The organism is Neobacillus drentensis NBRC 102427 (assembly GCF_001591445.1).
Taxonomy (GTDB): Bacteria; Bacillota; Bacilli; order Bacillales; family Cytobacillaceae; genus Neobacillus; species Neobacillus drentensis.
In genome coordinates this window covers 1-16,268 of record NZ_BCUX01000059.1, presented here as the reverse complement: position 1 = coordinate 16,268, position 16,268 = coordinate 1, and the positions used below count along the sequence as shown (strand labels likewise).

Annotated in this window: 17 protein-coding genes; 11 read left to right on the top strand and 6 right to left on the bottom strand. The window is 39.9% G+C overall.

The genetic code is table 11. The annotated features are described in order from the left end of the window. Window positions 1–123: 123 nt before the first annotated feature. Window positions 124–606 carry a sigma-70 family RNA polymerase sigma factor gene (locus BDR01S_RS21050; protein ID WP_066259368.1) on the bottom strand — a complete coding sequence of 161 codons (483 nt, stop codon included), beginning with the start codon at window positions 604–606 and terminating at the stop codon, window positions 124–126. A 1,092-nt stretch (window positions 607–1,698) separates the two neighbouring features. Between BDR01S_RS21050 and BDR01S_RS21045 the strand changes: the two genes are divergently transcribed. Further along, a complete protein-coding gene (locus BDR01S_RS21045; protein ID WP_066363319.1) occupies window positions 1,699–2,001 on the top strand; it encodes a hypothetical protein in 303 nt (100 codons plus the stop codon). A 566-nt stretch (window positions 2,002–2,567) separates the two neighbouring features. Here BDR01S_RS21045 and BDR01S_RS21035 read toward each other — a convergent pair. From BDR01S_RS21035 to BDR01S_RS21025, 3 genes are read right to left on the bottom strand one after another with little or no spacing between them, the layout of a single operon-like run. Next, window positions 2,568–3,806, bottom strand: a complete 1,239-nt coding sequence (locus BDR01S_RS21035; RefSeq protein WP_066259361.1) for an NAD(P)/FAD-dependent oxidoreductase — start codon at window positions 3,804–3,806, stop codon at window positions 2,568–2,570. Next, window positions 3,803–4,135: a (2Fe-2S)-binding protein gene (locus BDR01S_RS21030; protein WP_066259358.1), complete on the bottom strand. Its 333-nt coding sequence runs from the start codon at window positions 4,133–4,135 to the stop codon at window positions 3,803–3,805. Before BDR01S_RS21030 ends, BDR01S_RS21035 begins: the two co-directional genes overlap by 4 nt. Next, complete coding sequence (locus tag BDR01S_RS21025) at window positions 4,128–4,403, bottom strand: (2Fe-2S)-binding protein (protein WP_066259355.1); 276 nt, start codon at window positions 4,401–4,403, stop codon at window positions 4,128–4,130. Before BDR01S_RS21025 ends, BDR01S_RS21030 begins: the two co-directional genes overlap by 8 nt. Before the next feature lie 110 nt (window positions 4,404–4,513). Between BDR01S_RS21025 and BDR01S_RS26100 the strand changes: the two genes are divergently transcribed. Next, complete coding sequence (locus BDR01S_RS26100; RefSeq protein ID WP_218007887.1) at window positions 4,514–4,672, top strand: hypothetical protein; 159 nt, start codon at window positions 4,514–4,516, stop codon at window positions 4,670–4,672. Here BDR01S_RS26100 and BDR01S_RS21020 read toward each other — a convergent pair. Beyond that, window positions 4,669–6,282: a sigma-54 interaction domain-containing protein gene (locus BDR01S_RS21020; protein WP_066259352.1), complete on the bottom strand. Its 1,614-nt coding sequence runs from the start codon at window positions 6,280–6,282 to the stop codon at window positions 4,669–4,671. The genes BDR01S_RS26100 and BDR01S_RS21020 overlap by 4 nt on opposite strands. 216 nt (window positions 6,283–6,498) lie before the next feature. Here BDR01S_RS21020 and BDR01S_RS21015 point away from each other — a divergent pair, with 216 nt between their 5' ends. From BDR01S_RS21015 to BDR01S_RS25910, 7 genes are all read left to right on the top strand, one after another. After that, a complete protein-coding gene (locus BDR01S_RS21015) occupies window positions 6,499–7,674 on the top strand; it encodes an NAD(P)/FAD-dependent oxidoreductase (RefSeq protein ID WP_066259350.1) in 1,176 nt (391 codons plus the stop codon). Continuing rightward, window positions 7,674–8,711: a proline racemase family protein gene (locus BDR01S_RS21010; RefSeq protein ID WP_066259347.1), complete on the top strand. Its 1,038-nt coding sequence runs from the start codon at window positions 7,674–7,676 to the stop codon at window positions 8,709–8,711. The genes BDR01S_RS21015 and BDR01S_RS21010 overlap by 1 nt, the downstream gene beginning before the upstream one ends. Then, window positions 8,708–9,661 (top strand): proline racemase family protein, encoded by a 954-nt coding sequence (locus BDR01S_RS21005; RefSeq protein WP_066259344.1) that lies wholly within the window; start codon window positions 8,708–8,710, stop codon window positions 9,659–9,661. The genes BDR01S_RS21010 and BDR01S_RS21005 overlap by 4 nt, the downstream gene beginning before the upstream one ends. Window positions 9,662–9,692: 31 nt before the next feature. Next, on the top strand, window positions 9,693–10,586 hold the full coding sequence (dapA, locus tag BDR01S_RS21000) for a 4-hydroxy-tetrahydrodipicolinate synthase (RefSeq protein WP_066259341.1): 894 nt from the start codon (window positions 9,693–9,695) through the stop codon (window positions 10,584–10,586). Between the two features lie 18 nt (window positions 10,587–10,604). Beyond that, window positions 10,605–12,107 carry an aldehyde dehydrogenase family protein gene (locus BDR01S_RS20995; RefSeq protein ID WP_066259338.1) on the top strand — a complete coding sequence of 501 codons (1,503 nt, stop codon included), beginning with the start codon at window positions 10,605–10,607 and terminating at the stop codon, window positions 12,105–12,107. A 156-nt stretch (window positions 12,108–12,263) separates the two neighbouring features. Further along, window positions 12,264–13,766: an alanine/glycine:cation symporter family protein gene (locus BDR01S_RS20990; protein ID WP_066259336.1), complete on the top strand. Its 1,503-nt coding sequence runs from the start codon at window positions 12,264–12,266 to the stop codon at window positions 13,764–13,766. Window positions 13,767–13,839: 73 nt separating this feature from the next. Next, window positions 13,840–13,977 carry a hypothetical protein gene (locus BDR01S_RS25910; RefSeq protein ID WP_157413028.1) on the top strand — a complete coding sequence of 46 codons (138 nt, stop codon included), beginning with the start codon at window positions 13,840–13,842 and terminating at the stop codon, window positions 13,975–13,977. Here BDR01S_RS25910 and BDR01S_RS20985 read toward each other — a convergent pair. Next, on the bottom strand, window positions 13,963–14,394 hold the full coding sequence (locus BDR01S_RS20985) for a MarR family winged helix-turn-helix transcriptional regulator (RefSeq protein ID WP_066259333.1): 432 nt from the start codon (window positions 14,392–14,394) through the stop codon (window positions 13,963–13,965). The genes BDR01S_RS25910 and BDR01S_RS20985 overlap by 15 nt on opposite strands. A 118-nt stretch (window positions 14,395–14,512) precedes the next feature. Here BDR01S_RS20985 and BDR01S_RS20980 point away from each other — a divergent pair, with 118 nt between their 5' ends. Then, window positions 14,513–15,100 carry an NAD(P)H-dependent oxidoreductase gene (locus tag BDR01S_RS20980; RefSeq protein WP_066259329.1) on the top strand — a complete coding sequence of 196 codons (588 nt, stop codon included), beginning with the start codon at window positions 14,513–14,515 and terminating at the stop codon, window positions 15,098–15,100. Window positions 15,101–15,252: 152 nt separating this feature from the next. Continuing rightward, window positions 15,253–16,062 (top strand): hypothetical protein, encoded by an 810-nt coding sequence (locus tag BDR01S_RS20975; protein WP_066259327.1) that lies wholly within the window; start codon window positions 15,253–15,255, stop codon window positions 16,060–16,062. The last annotated feature ends 206 nt before the right edge of the window (window positions 16,063–16,268 follow it).

Below are 16,268 nucleotides of genomic sequence, written 5' to 3'. Positions count from 1 at the left end.
ATTGATAGTTCGGTAGCCAATAGGCCTTATAGACGACCGAACACCTGGAAAAATTGATAGCACGGTAGCCAATAGACAGTCTAGACGACCAATCCAACGATATCCTACCTATACGGTCCAATTCTAGTCACGTACTAAGTTTTTAATTTTTTCTCTGGCCCCGCTGCGCCAGCCTTTTACTGCTGATAAGGAGACTTTTTCTAGTTCGGCAATTTCCTTGATAGATAAGCGATCGCAAATGGTATACACGAACCATTTCTTTTGGTTTGGTGTCAGTGTTGTGCAGTAGGATAAGAGAATATCCTTCTGTAATGGGTCATCCCAATAGGAATCCACGACAAGGTCCCAGAATTCCTCATCAGGGTAAACATATCGTTCCTGGTCTAGGTGTGATTTTTTCAATTCCATCAGAAGGAAGCCTTTGATATAGGTGTAGGCATAGTTGGTGAAGCTCCCTTTTTGGGGGTCGAAGCGTTGGCTTGCCTCCCAAAGGGCGATCAGACTATGTTGATAGAATTCGTCCTTGTCTTTGTAAAGGTGGAGCGATTGGATGATTTTATGGAGCATCGGTTGGTACTGATCGACTAATTGTTCAAAGCTTTCCAAGGGAAAGTCCTTTCAGAAAGCGCGCTTTTCATGTATTCCCGGGTACCTCTACCATAACGGGAATACACGATTGTATCGAATCGACATTATTCATATTTGGAAGGGTTTTTGGCCTGTAAGAGGCTATTTTTGCTTGCAAATTTCATTTTTGAGGTAATATTTCGTTGTTTCAGTTAAATTTGGGGTGAATTGCAACAAAATTATTTGAATGGGATTCGGACAGGTTTTACCTTTAGTACCAACCCCTGTCCGAGTAAGATATGCTTTCAACTTCACAACCAGTTAGTCCGCTGTTCCTTTGACTAGAAACCGAGCGGCATTTTCAATGGTTTTCAAGCGATGGGCTAGTAGCTAATTAATCGAAACATCGCAATCGCTACAAATCGTACTGATTGGAACGATTGGAACTTATGACATATTTTGAAAGATTTATTACATATATATTAGAACTTACTACATATTTTCCGAGACTTATGACATAAATGGGGAGACTTATTACATATTTTTCGAAACTAACGACATTTGCTGGATAAAATATGGAAATTGTTACTTTTTTGAGAATTCGGTCGTCTAAAAGAAGTCTAAAAGCGAGAAATTAATGGAAGGAGGGAAGTTCAGTAGAAACTAATCTGATTATGGGGAAAGGTAGGTTATTTCCTGCGGAATATACTTGCCTCATTCGACAAGTTTCTTGCTAGTTTGGTAGGTTAAATTCATATGTAGCAGCCCTGGCTGCTGATTCAACCAATCGTTTGATTAGTATAGCCTATAAGGAATGAAGTAGAAAGTATGTCGATAGGTGGAAAAAGTGGTTCTTTCGCTATTTTTCTCACATTTTGATTTCATTATTCTACATTTAATTTATCCATTGACAAGGACCAGCCCTTGTTTACCATGGGGAGAAGTCAATTTAACCAAACGTTTGATTGAAAGGGGAAATTGACGAATCTGGGCAGATTTTAGGAGCTAATTGTGCCTGAGAACCCAGGGCTTTTTTCATAAATAGCTCAATCATCATATGTTTACTTCCGTGCCCCCAAGGACTATATTAAGACTAGTAAGCAACTTCATACATAACAAGGAGCAGTAATGATGTTGATTAGTGATTTTATCGGTGATTTAATTGGTGAGTTATTTAGTGGTATTTTGGATGCAATCATCCCTATTCCGAAGTCTAAACTTGAAAAAAACATTGGTGAATTAAAGGGAGAAGAGTGGTTTTCCCAATTGGATAAGGATGTTCGTTATAATTACATTATTTGGCATAACAAGAAGGTGAAACGGTTCTTAAGCAAGCCTGAAAATATAAAAATACTTAAAAGTAGTGAAGAGGAGCGCGAAAGATTTATAGCGCTTGTTATTAAGGAGCATAAAAAATTTACGGGGATCCGCTAAGATTTTACGGCAAACTGATTTTGTTGATGAAAATTACGCGATTCGGGATTAGGGTAAGGCGGGTAGATGGCCCTAAATTTAAAGAAGTACTTCATTTTAACCAGTTAGATTCCATTTGCTTCAGGTATCTAGCTGGTATTTTAATGGAATTTATGCCACAAGCTGTTCGGAAGAAACTAGATAATAGAAACATTGTTATTTCGGAGGATAATAGGTTTGTTTATATCGAGCCGGTTAGGTGTCGTGTGAAGTATAGGAATATAAATAAGGCGGGGTTTCTACGGATTCCGTCGCTTGTAAAATTGTATTAAAGAAATAACCTGGAGAATAGGGATGCTCCGGGTTATTTCTTTTTGTTATTTAGATTAGATAATAGCTCTATCCAATTTGAGGGGAAACCTATGTGTACGAACTCAAGAGCATCTTCATATTCGTGAATTAATCTGGTACCTTTATTTTTTGTTAGTAACTGTTGGATAATGTAGATTGCAAAAATCACAATAAAATTGCCGGTTAGACCATAAAAATTTCAGTCATGTTATTTCCAGAATCATTCATTCTAAACTTTATCCTATCTCTTGTAAAGTATCCTGTTCTTTCCCATAAAAAACGTCCCAAAGCTCATAAATTTTCCTGCGGCCGTTTGCAACTTCAGGGTTGAATTGAATGGCAGCGTTTTGACGGACAGTATGAACGTTCTTCATTGCCTGTTCAAGCTTCTCGTTGATATCAGTGCTACCTTTCCCAGCGTGTTTAGCAATTGAAATACCGGCCGTTGTTCCTTGAGCCATGGCTATTTTCCCGCTCTCGATTCCAGTGATATTTCCGGCAACAAATAATCCTTCGAGCGGAGTTTCCATTTTTTCAGAATGATGTGGAACATGTCCACCAAGTTCTGGAACGTATTTGAATGGGCAACCGGCAACTGCTGTGAGCTCTGCTAACGGATACAAGCCGCCTGCGATACATACAAAATCTGCTTCGTAAACTTTTTCCGTACCTTTGATCACATTTCCATTCACATCAATATCTGCAGTAAGGACGCCTTCTACCTGATCCTTGCCAAGAATTTCAAGAGCTGCTTTTCTAAGCTGCAATGGTGTGCCATTCACCTTAACGCCGCTCTTAGGGAAAAACTTCATTCCTAATTTGCGGAATCCTTCATTTTTCATAAAACTACTACCGAAACGCAAGATTGGTGACGGGGCAAGATGGGCCGCATTTAGAAGCGACTTCATGACTACCTCTGGTTCTCCGGCATTTTTGCTGAGAGGGCTCTTTTCTGGCAGAACAATGCGTTCCACATTAATTCCAGCTAATTGCAGCTCGTTTAAAATGGCAAATGCTAGAATGTTAGCACCAATGATGATGCCTTTTTTGCCGACCTCGACACGATGAACATTGGTCATGACCTGTGCAGCCCCAACGGACATAACGCCTGGAAGTGTCCAGCCTGGTACAGGAATTGGGAACTCGGCTGCACCAGTTGCCACTAGCACATAAGGAGCTGTTAATGTCCCTATATTAGTATGAACATTCCATGCATCCTCGTCTTTTTCAAGGTTGTATACAGAAACGCCACAGCGGATATCTATTGATTGTTTTTGAGCTTCATTGTGCAGATGCTCTGATTCTTTTATTCCATTCCACCATTCACCAGACGGTTCCTGGTGCAACTGGCCGAGTAATCTTCCACCGGGTCTGACAAATTCATCAATGACGGTTACTTTTAAGCCATTTTCAGCACATGATATGGCACCAGCTAAACCAGCCGGTCCAGCTCCAATTACGATTACATCTATCATCGATTCTCCACCATCCTTTTAACAATATTAGGATGTTGTTTCCCTTTTTCAACAACCATATTTTCCTTCACAACAGTTAAACAGGCTCTTACATTGGCCTGACCATTTACATTTACACGGCATTCCATACAGTGGCCGATATTGCAATAAAACCCTCTTGGTGTTCCACTTTCCTCATGAACACGCAGTGTTCTCACATCGTTTGCTAGCAGGGCAGCGGCAATTGTTTCATTTTCAAGTGCCTCATATTCTTTTCCCTCAAATGTGAATGGAATCTTTTTTCTATCATCTAATTTTCCCAAAACTGGATGATCTATAATTCTATTCATGATTTTCACCTACCGTTCCAAAGGTTACAGGGCGAATTGGAGGCTGATATTTTAATGGGATATCTCCTTCTTCTGTATTAGGTACGATACTTTCGATGATCCGATCGACCATGACTCTACAAGTGCGTCCTCCACAAAAACCCATTCCTGCCCTTGTTCTAAGCTTTAGCTCCCTGGATGTGCATTTATGTTCTTTTGCTGTTGCGAAAACTTGTCCATAGGTAACCTCTTCACATCGACAGATCACAAGTGCTTCTTTGTTATTCATTTGGAAAATCCCCCTCTTCAGCTATATGTTAAAATATAATGCAAGAATCGTACCAACTTTGAAGTCTATATTTTAAAGATTAAGAAGGTATAAAATTTCAGCTTTGAGAAATGTCTAGCTCCAGCGCCCTAGCGGCTAGTGTCCTTCGCTCTCCGTCCTACGATAAGTCAACATCGATTCGCCTCCGGCTCATCGTGTTTCCTTTATCTCAGTTGGAGCGCTCCAGGCCATACGCCGCTGACCAGGGCGCTTACGCTTTTCTTAATTAGCTTAAGCTGAGGCGTTTTAGACGATTGTAAAGGGTTGCTCGGGTGATCCCTAGCTTTTTCGAGCATTCTAATTTGTTGCCATGGGTTAATTCCAATGCTTTTTCGAGTACCTTTTTCTCGTGCTGATCCATTTCCTCCTGAAGTGGCAAAATGGTCTTGTTCAATTCCATTTGGTTTTCCTGAAGGTCCGTATCAGATACATCTGGATAGCTCATTACTGAATGAAATGGCAAATATTCTTTTCGAATGACGCCATCTGTCGCAAAAACAACAAGGCGTTCAACGACATTACGCAACTCTCGGACATTGCCTGGCCAATTATATTGAAGCATCTCTTGCATAACTTCCTGTGAAAAATGGTGGACCGGTCGCTGATAGCGTAGTGAAAAATCCTTTAAAAAATGATAAATCAGTTCAACGATATCTTCACGACGATCTCTTAATGGAGGAATTTTTAAACTGACGACATTCAGTCGATAATATAAATCCTCACGAAATTGGCTCTCTTTTATTAATTCTTTTAAATCCCTATTTGTTGCGGCAATTACCCGGAAATCAGCCTCAATTTCTTTTTCACCGCCAACCTTGTAATACTTTCTTTCCTGAAGTACGCGAAGCATTTTGACCTGCATTTCTAAAGGCATTTCGCCTATTTCATCAAGAAAAAGAGTACCGCCTTTAGCGAGTTCAATTTTTCCCCTTTTACCTCTATGATCCGCACCGGAAAAGGCACCGCGTTCATAGCCGAATAATTCACTTTCAAATAATGATTCAGGAATGGCACCGCAGTTGATTGAAATAAATGGTGCGTCAGTCCCTTCGGTTGCCTCATGAATGGATTTGGCAAAGACCTCCTTGCCGACCCCGCTCTCTCCTAAGATTAATACGGTTGATCGGACAGAGCACACCTTTTTCGCCATTTGCACCGTTTTTTCCATCGCAGAGCTTTTCCCCTTAATGTCATTAAAGGGATCTAAAGGCCTGTATTTCGCCATCTCCTGTTCTAAACGGTGAACCTCTGTCGACATATTAAATAATTTTTCATTAAGAACAACCTGGTTTGTCACATCGGTTTCAGATACAACTGCCCCGATAATCCTTTCATTAAAGTAAACAGGGTTTGCATTTATATGAACAAATAGATTAGATCTTGCTTGGTGATCCTTTCCCCGAATTCTTTTTCCTTTGTGCAATGTTTCTAAGATTTCTAGATTCTGATGTTCAAAGAATTCTATAATTGGTCTGCCTAAAATCTCATCTTTTTTGACGGAGAAAATTTTTTCTGCTCCTTGTGTCCATGTGCGGACACGCTCATTAGCATCGATTACTGTCACTGAGGCGTCCATCGTTTCAATGACAGTTTCATAGAAAGCCTTTAATTGATTGTAGGAATCATGCAAAAAATCAATGATTTGTTCATTTGTGATGCAGCCAAGGTCTTGACCGCTTGAATCTGTGACGGTAACAGCTGGATAGTGCTTGCAAACATCAGCTAATACAGAGAAGGAATCATGCAAATGAACCCTTCCTAAAGTGCTTTCATTAACTACTTGGTTTAGATAGATAAAATTATTTTCAATTATTTCTTTGACTGACGGTAATTCAAACATGACAGCCTCCTTAATATGTAAAAATATTTTTACACTGTTTAATATTTTATACACCAGTTTATCAAAAATTTTGACAATTGCAAGCGGATACAAAAAATGAGTATTTGGAATAATTGTAAAAATAGTTTGGAAGTTGTTGTTTTTACGCATTTATAAAAGTTGGCACGCAACTTGCATTAATAGAATTATATAAGAAAACGAAGGGAGGTTGGTTTTGTGAGAAATTATTGTGACGTTTTGGTTATAGGTGGGGGAATCATAGGTTGTGCAATTGCCTATTATACTTCTAAATCTGGACGAGATGTAACAGTTATTGAAAAAGGTGAATTTGTTAGCGGTACTTCATCACGTTGTGATGGAAATATTTTAGCTATTGATAAAGACCCTGGATTTGATAGTCAAATGTCACTTGTCAGTCAGTCATTAGTAGATGAATTAAGCAGAGAATTGAAACAACCCTTTGATTATCGGGCTCCTGGGAGCATTCTTGTCTGTGAGACAGAAGAAGAAATGGAAGCCGCACGAAAGTGGGTTGACCGTCAGAAGGAGGCTGGTTTGCCGTTCAGGATGCTGGATCGTCAGGATATTCGCCAAGATTCCAAGTATTTTGCTGATGATTTATTAGGCGGTTTAGAGTGTGCAACAGATTCCACAGTTAACCCATATCTTCTTGCCTTTAACCTTCTTGAAGGTGCAAAGAAAATGGGAGCTAAAGCCCATAAACAAACTGAGGTTACTGGAATGAGAAGGGAGCCGGACGGTACATTTACCGTTGAAACATCTAATGGAATTTTTACCGCAAACCATGTTATTAATGCTGCAGGTGTATGGGCTCCATATATTGGAGAGATGCTGGATCTGTCCATTCCAATTAGACCAAGAAAAGGCCACATCATTGTCGCATCACGCCAGGAATTTGTAGGGCCAAGAAAAGTTATGGAATTTGGCTACTTAATATCCAAATTTGGCGGCAAGCGCCAGGTTGATTCGATTACTGAAAAATACGGCGTAGCCCTTGTTTTCGAACCAACTGAGAGTCAAAACTTCTTGATTGGAAGTAGCCGTGAATTTGTTGGATTTAATACAAAGATAAACAATGAAATTATTAAATGTATTGCCAATCGTGCAATTAGATTTTATCCGAAAATGGCTGACATGATGGTCATACGTTCCTATGCGGGCTTACGCCCTTGGACGGAGGATCATTTGCCAATAGTGTCAGAAGTTGAGGGAATTCCAAACTATTATATTGCGGCCGGTCATGAAGGAGACGGAATTACCCTTGCCGCTGTAACTGGAAAAGTGATAGAGGAAATGATTAATAAAAAGGATACTTGCATCCCAATTGAACCGCTGAGCTTTTCCCGATTTAAGGAAAGGGTGTTGAGCTGATGAAGGCAAATCGAGTTTTTACAACAATTGATACACACACGGGCGGAAATCCGACAAGGACATTGATTAGTGGGCTCCCAGAGTTAAAAGGGGAAACAATGTCCGAAAAAATGCTACATATGCAAAAGGAGTATGACTGGATTCGTAAGCTGCTGATGAATGAACCAAGAGGACATGATGTGATGTCAGGTGCGCTACTGACAGATCCATGCCATCCGGAAGCAGATATTGGTGTTATATATATCGAAACCGGTGGATATTTGCCAATGTGCGGCCATGACACAATCGGTGTTTGTACTGCATTAGTTGAAGCGGGACTAATCCCTGTTCAAGAGCCAGTTACTTCAATCAAACTTGATACACCAGCAGGCCTTGTTGAGGTAGAGATTAAGATAGAGAACGGAAAGGCAAAAGAGGTTTCTTTTTGTAATGTCCCTGCTTTTCTGTTAAAGAGTATTTCTGTTGATGTTGAGGGAATTGGAATCGTTGATGCAGACATTGCTTATGGCGGCAATTTCTATGGAATTATTGATGCCCAATCTGTTGGATTAGAACTGACACCGGAGAATGCATCAAAAATCATTGAAATAGGTATCAAAATTAGAAATACGATTAATCAAAAAACGGATATCGTTCATCCGCAGTATCCATTTATTCGCGGTTTGACCCATATTGAATTTTTCACTGAGCCAACCCATGAGGAAGCAGATGTGAAAAATTCGGTCATCGTCCCTCCGGGCGGGATTGATCGTTCACCATGCGGTACAGGTACATCAGCCAAATTATCTGTCCTCTATTCTAAAAAGGAGATAGGGATCGATGAGGAATTTGTGCATGAGAGTATTGTAGGCTCTTTATTCCGTGGACGAGTCCTTAGAACAATAGATGTTCAGGGTTTGGAGGCAGTTATTACAAGAATCACTGGTTCAGCATGGCTAATGGGAATGCACCGGTTCTTTTATAACGAGGAAGATCCGCTTAAAGAAGGCTTTTTACTCATTCCCCCAATGGAACATGAAATGGAGGATGTGAAATGAAAATTCAAAAGGCTTACACAGCAACTGATGTACACGTAGCAGGCGAAGCTTACCGTATTATTAGGGATGCACCATTTATTCATTATCAAAGTTTACAGGAGCTGAATGAGCAATTTTCGCTTGCCTATGAGGAAGAAATTAAGCTTCTTTTAAATGAGCCCCGCGGATTTGCCGGACTGAATGGCTGTTTGGTCGTTCCACCTTTTAAAAGCGGTGCCGATGTAGCTGTTGTCTTTTTCGATCATAACGGAACCGTTCCTTTTGCATATGGTGGAATTGTTGCTGTCATAACCGTATTGCTGGAGTGCGGCCAATTAAAGGCAAAGCCTTCAAATGAATACAATATTGAAACCGTCAGCGGTGTTGTTACTGTTACTGCTGCTCTGAAAGACGGAGAAGTGAAATTAGTTGAGTTAAAAAGCGAGCCATGCCGGGTTGTACAAACCCATGTACCAGTGTCTTATTTAGATTTACAGACAGAAGTTGCTCTAGTTCAAGCCGATCATCTCTATGCGATTTTTGATAAAGCAGAGCTACCTTTTGAGATTGATATGGAGAGCCTTCCTGACATTAATCAATGGGGGCAAAAGGCGATTGAAGCCTTAGAAGGCAAACATGCTGTCAGCCGAGTGATCTTGCTGGATCATTCGCAAAAAAGTGAAGGCAAAATCAAAACGGTAACATTCCGTCCGGATCGTTATATTGTGCGTTCTCCAGGATTTGGTACTCTAGCTGCCTGTAGCATCTATTTAATAGGAAATGGCGATATATCTGCAGACAGCCCAATTGAAAATGAAAGCATTTTTAATGGCAAATTGATAGCTGAACTTTCAGCACAAATTGAAACTGGTTATGAGTTTAGTTTTTCAGCCCGCGGATTTATTACGGGTATGCAGACATATGTATTAGATCCGACAGATCCATTATCCGCAGGGTTTTTATTAAAATAAAAAACTATTAATTATACAGGAGGAAAATAAAATGACTAAAATCAAAGGGGCTTTTCCAGTATTAATTACGCCAATGACACAGGAGCAGGAAATCGATTGGGGCGGAGTAAAGAATAATGTTAATTACTTCGTGGACCAAGGTGTGGCAGGAATCGTCATCAATGGGAGTACTGGTGAATTTGTGAGTCTATCAAAAGAAGAAAAATTCCAAATGGTAGAAACCGTCATGAAGGAAGTAAACGGCCGCATCCCCGTTATTGTTGGTACTGCTGCTGAAACAACAAAAGAAACAATCGAGTATACAAAGCAGGCTGAAGCACATGGAGCTGATGGTGCTTTAATCATTAACCCCTATTACATGAAACCGAAAGAAAATGAAATCTACCATCATTTCAAAGAAGTATCTAGTGCTGTTAATCTACCAATCATGCTTTATAACAACCCATTTACTTCTGGCGTTAATATGAGCACAGATTTAATGCTTCAGATTGGTAAGGATTGTGAAAATGTCACTCACATTAAGGAATCAAGCGGTGAAATTGGCAAGGTAAGAGATCTGGCAAGAAAAGGAAAGGGAGACTTTGAAGTATTCTGCGGCGCTGAAGAACTTGTAATGGAGTCTTACTTAGTTGGAGCAACTGGATGGATTTCTGTTGCAGGAAATATCGTGCCAAAGCTTGTTACAGACATGTATAACCATTTCCAAAACGGTGAGCTTGAAGAAGCATGGGCAATCAATGATCGTATTTTACCGCTTTGTGCGTTCCTTGAAGGATCTGGAAAATATGTGCAAATTGTGAAGAGAGCCATGGAATTAGCTGGACAGGCTGGAGGCCCTGCACGTTACCCTCGTTTAGGTCTATCACCTGAGGAAGATCAAAAGCTAAAAGACCTTCTTGAAAGTTTAGCAACAGTAAATATTTAATAGTGAAGGAGAGAGAACATGCAAGCGACAAATTATACATTGACACCAAAAGTGCAGGAATTTTTAGAAGGTGTAAAAGGACTATATATAAATGGTGAATATGTTCCATCGATTGGAGGTAAAACGTTTTCCGTTGTTAATCCTGCAAATGAAGAGGTCATTGCGGAAGTAAGTGAAGCGGAAGAGGAAGATATTAATGCTGCAGTAGCTGCTGCAAGGAAGGCATTTGATGAGGGTGAATGGACAAAAGTGGATGCGGCTGAGCGCTCCCATCTCATTTATAAATTTGCCGATCTTTTAGAAGAGAACCGAGAAGAGCTTGCTCAGCTAGAATCATTGGATAATGGGAAACCATATAATGTCGCTCTTGCCGACGACGTCGATGGAACCATTCAGCATTTTAGATATTATGCCGGATGGGCTACGAAAATATTTGGTAAGACAACTCAGATTTCAAAGGATTATGTAACCTATACTGTTCATGAGCCAGTTGGCGTTGTAGGTCAAATTATTCCATGGAACTTCCCGCTTGCCATGGCAGCGTGGAAGCTCGGATCCGCACTTGCTGTTGGCTGTACGGTTGTTATTAAGCCAGCAACTGAAACACCGCTATCTCTTTTATACGTAGGAAAGTTATTTAAAGAAGCTGGTTTTCCAGACGGTGTTGTGAATATTGTGCCAGGAAAAGGAAGAATTGCCGGAGAAGCGATCATAATGCATAAAGATGTTGATAAAGTAGCATTTACTGGTTCAACGTCTGTCGGAAAAGAAGTCATGAAAAAGGCTGCCGATCAAATTAAAGGCGTTACGCTAGAGCTTGGCGGAAAATCACCAGCCATTATTTTAGAAGATGCCAATCTTGAAGAAGCAATTGAAGGGGCCTTTAACGGAACGATGTACAATCATGGGCAAAACTGTAGTGCTTGTACACGTGTATTTGTACAGCGAAGCATTTATGACCGTGTCGTAGAAGCTTTAGCAGTGCGTGCAAACTCCCTGATAGTTGGACCAGGTATGGATCCTGAAACAGAAATGGGCCCACTCGTTTCAGCTAAACAGCAGCAAACTGTTCTTAATTATATTGAACAAGGGAAAAAAGAAGGAGCACGCCTTGTGGCTGGCGGCGAAAAAGCCTTCGAAAAAGGATATTTTGTTCAGCCAACCATTTTTGCTGATGTAGAAGATCATATGGTGATTGCTCGTGAAGAAATCTTTGGTCCAGTCATGTCAATTTTCGTTTTCAATACGATTGAAGAGGTAATTAAACGGGCAAACGATAGTGAATATGGCTTAGCTGCAAGTATCTGGACAGAAAGTATGAAAAAGGGCCATTACATTGCAAGCAAGCTGCAATCAGGTACAGTCTGGATCAATGATTTTGGTCTTGAATGGGAAACAATGCCTTTCGGTGGCTACAAACAATCAGGAATCGGCCGCGAAATGGGTGGAGATTATGGCTTACAAAACTATACGGAAGTGAAAAGTGTATTTGTTAACATCAAGCAGGATGAGCTACTATAAGGACAATGGGATAAATCTCGTTTACTAATCGGATGGGAGTGGGACAGCGGGTCTGTCCCATGTCCCATTCCACACCGTTACGTTATCTGAAAATTATTAATCTTTTAAATAAAATAAAGAGATGGAAATACTTGAAGTTTGCTGAGGAGGTATAAGATGGAAGAATTAGTGAATAAAGCGTCCGGTATGGTTTGGAGTCTTGGGTTAGTAGTGTTTGCACTGGGTGCTGGATTGTTCTTTTCCATTATGACGCGTTTTGTGCAAATTAGATATTTTAAGGAAATGATTAAGCTTCTTTTTGATAAGGGTGAACCGGAATCTGGTGTGTCCTCTTTCCAGGCGTTTTGTATGGCTCTAGCCGGCCGGGTCGGTATTGGAAATATCGCGGGGGTTGCTACTGCAATTGCATTTGGCGGTCCGGGAGCGATTTTCTGGATGTGGATCATGGCTTTATTAGGAGGAGCAAGTGCTTTTGTTGAATCGACTCTCGCTCAGGTCTATAAAGTAAAAGATGGCAACCAATACCGAGGAGGAACTCCTTATTTTATTGAAAAGGGTTTAAATATGAAGTGGTTCGGGGTGTTAGTTGCGATTGTTGTTACCCTGTGTTACGGAATATTAGTTCCAGGTATTCAGGCTAACACGATTGCTGTTGGATTTGAAAACACAATGGGTCTCAATAAAAGCATTACCGGCCTTATCCTTGTTGCATTACTTGCCATTATTATTTTTGGCGGTGTTAAGCGAATCGCTTCTGTTGCAGATAAAGTTGTACCTTTTATGGCTTTAGGGTATGTGATTGTCACGTTCGTTCTTTTAATTGCTAATGCATCAGAAATTCCAGCAATGTTTGGGTTAATTATTTCAAGTGCATTTGGAGCAAATGAAATGTTTGGCGGTATGATCGGTGCAGCGATTGCATGGGGTGTTAAGAGAGCGGTATTTTCCAATGTTGCTGGTGTAGGGGAAGGAACCTATAGTTCAGCCGCTGCTGCTGTATCCCATCCGGCAAAACAAGGTCTTGTTCAAGCATTCTCCGTCTATATTGATACCATCATTGTTTGTACTGCTACTGCACTTATGATTCTAATCACTGGCATGTACAGCGTTACGCCAGAAGGACAGCAGCCGATTGTTGACAAAATCCCAGGTATTGAAGCTGGGCCAATGTGGACACAAGCGGCTGTTGAAAGCGTTATCCCTGGATTTGGCAGTTTGTTTGTTGCTATTGCTATCTTCTTCTTTGCTTTTACAACGCTAATGGCTTACTACTATATTTCTGAAACAACCCTCTTTTACCTTGGTAGAAATAGAAATTTAAAATGGTTTAAAGTAGGCTTAATGATTCTTTTCTTAGGAATGATCTACATTGGAAGTGTCGAAAACGCATCCCTATTATGGGGACTTGGTGACTTTGGCTTCGGAAGCATGGCATGGCTAAACTTAGTGGCTATTTTAATGCTAACGAAAACAGCCTTAAAAGTATTTAAAGATTATGAACAACAAAAGAAAGCAGGAATTGATCCAGTCTTCGATCCTATTAAACTCGGCATTAAAGGTGCAGATTTTTGGGAAGAGAAAGTGAAAGAAAGCAATTCAAAAGGTAAGGGGAAAATAGAAGGAAAGCAATCGGAAACAGAGAACACTGTCAATTTTTAATTTTAAAACCCTTATTACGGGTGGTGACAGCGTCCACATGCATAAAAATCCGTTAATGACGGTAACACTATGAATGGAAAAAGGAATGGGTTCAGTTGCGAGCGAAGTTGGGCTCCGAACTGTTACTCATTCTTTTTATTTGAGTGCAAAATTATTTGGTAAGAATGATTATCTTTCAATCGATGAAGCAGTTAAATTAAGGGTGAAATAATTTTTTCTGAAGTGTTTCGATTGCCCGTTCCATATCTTCTAAATCTTCTTTAGAGGCATTTTGTATTCGAAGTAGAAAACGAGATTCTATCGTTGCAAAGGCTTCTTTCATCATGATTTCCCCATCGCTGGAGAGACGAATCGATTGTTTCCGTCGATCTTCGGTATCATTTATCTTTTCAATTAATCTTTTTTCACTTAACTTTCTTAGCTCACGACTTGTATTTGGCATAGACAAATGCTGACAATCGCTTATTTCACTGGGAGTTACAGGTTGGCTAACAGCAATATATTCAAGAATATTATATTGAACTTGCGAGATGGAATCTGACTTCGCATCTTTTGTTAATTCATAGGTCACACGATGAACTGATGTTGTAAATTGTACAAGTTTATTAAAAAGTGCCTTTTTGTCCATTTCTTTCACCTCTTTAAGACAAGATAACAAAGTTGTTATCAAAAAACAATTATCAATTGATAAATAGTTTGAAGGATGTTACAATTTACTTGTCAAATGATAAGTAAAGGGTGAGTTGATGAAGCTACTAGTAATATACACTTATCCAAATCATAAAAGTTTAAATTATGCATTTTTACAAAAAGTGATTAAAGGAAGTAATGAAAATCCAAACATCAAGGAGTTACAGGTCTTAGATTTATATGAAGAGAACTTTAATCCGCTTCTAGTGTTTAACGAGCAAAAACGAAGACGTGATATGCATACTGATCCTCATATTGAAAAATATAGACAACAAATTACATGGGCTGACAAGATTGTTTTTATCTATCCTATTTGGTGGGGAAGGCCTCCCGCGATGCTTTTGGGGTATATCGATCAATTATTTGCTTCCAATTTTGCTTATCAAGATCAGAAGGGGCTTCTCCCAAAAGGGCTGCTGAAAGGAAAGTCTGTTATATGTATATCTACCATGAAGGGTCCTACTCACTATCCATTTCTTTGGTTGAAAAATGCACATAAAATGCTGATGAAAAGAGCTTTATTTAATTTTGTGGGAATCAAGAAGGTGAAGTTTTTCGAATTTGGGAATATGGAAAGTCCAAAAGGAAAACAAATGAAAAAGCTAGAAAAGATTGATACATATTTTCAAAGACTACACCACTAAAATTGAAAAAGTTAGTTATTTTTCCAAAATCCGAGCTAGTTGGAAGATATTTTAATAGACGCCTAAATTCAGTTATTGTTTTCTACCCCCTCATTCATGTGGTGTCGTCCGTATTCTATTCATATGAACACGCAAAAAATGAGGGGTAGAACATGAATAAACTAACTAAGGGAGCCTTTGCTATGGTATTAGCGGGGTCTGTTACGTTTTCTGTCACCAACGCTTTGTTAGCCGATCAACCGCTTAAACGATTAGCCAAACAAATTGCTTTACCTATTTCCGCCGACCGAAAACAAGCGGATGTAGTCAACCATGCAGAAAAAAAGGTGAAAGTTCAAACGCCAGCAGCGAATGTGAACGACCATGATAATGAAGCTGTCCAATTATCTTTGAAAAATAGCGATACGGCTATAGCAGCCATTCAAACAAATAGGGAAAAATCCAGCAATCGCACGACAACCAGTCCGACTTATAAGAATGAGACAACAACGGTATCTGTGAAAAGCACAAAAGCACCAACAACAACGAGTACACCTAAAACACCAGCTGCACCATCGAAGCCAAGTGCTACCACAACAAGTGGAACCAAAAAGCCTGTTACAGCAACGAAACCTGTGGTAACCACGAAAGCACCAACAGTATCGAATCCTGGGACAAGCGCAAAAGCACCAACAGTATCGAAAGCTGGGACAAGCACAAAAGCACCAACAGCATCGAAACCTGGGACAAACTCAAAAGCACCAACAGCATCAAAACCTGGGACAAGCACAAAAACACCAGCAACAACGACTACACCTACGAAGTCGAGATCGAAAACAAAAACGGCAACCACAGCAAAATCTAATCCATCAAGTACGACCACAACAAAAACCAACCGCGGACAACAGGTTTCTCAAGCGGCAAAAGAAAAAGCAGCGAGCCGGAAGGAAAATAAAAAAGAAAACAACGTAAATAAAATGTAATTATTTCAAAAAAAGGGTCACCATCTATGGGTAACGGGTTCCGTTTGCTATCGAAAAACGTGAATTTATAGCTAAAAATGTAAAGTAAAATGCATATCAATTTGCACTGTATTTGCGGTGCTTTTTGTTTTCGAAAAAATAAAATAGCCCAGCTCCGTATGGAGCTAAGCTATCCTTTATTTATTTCGGAGTTTATTTAACTAAAG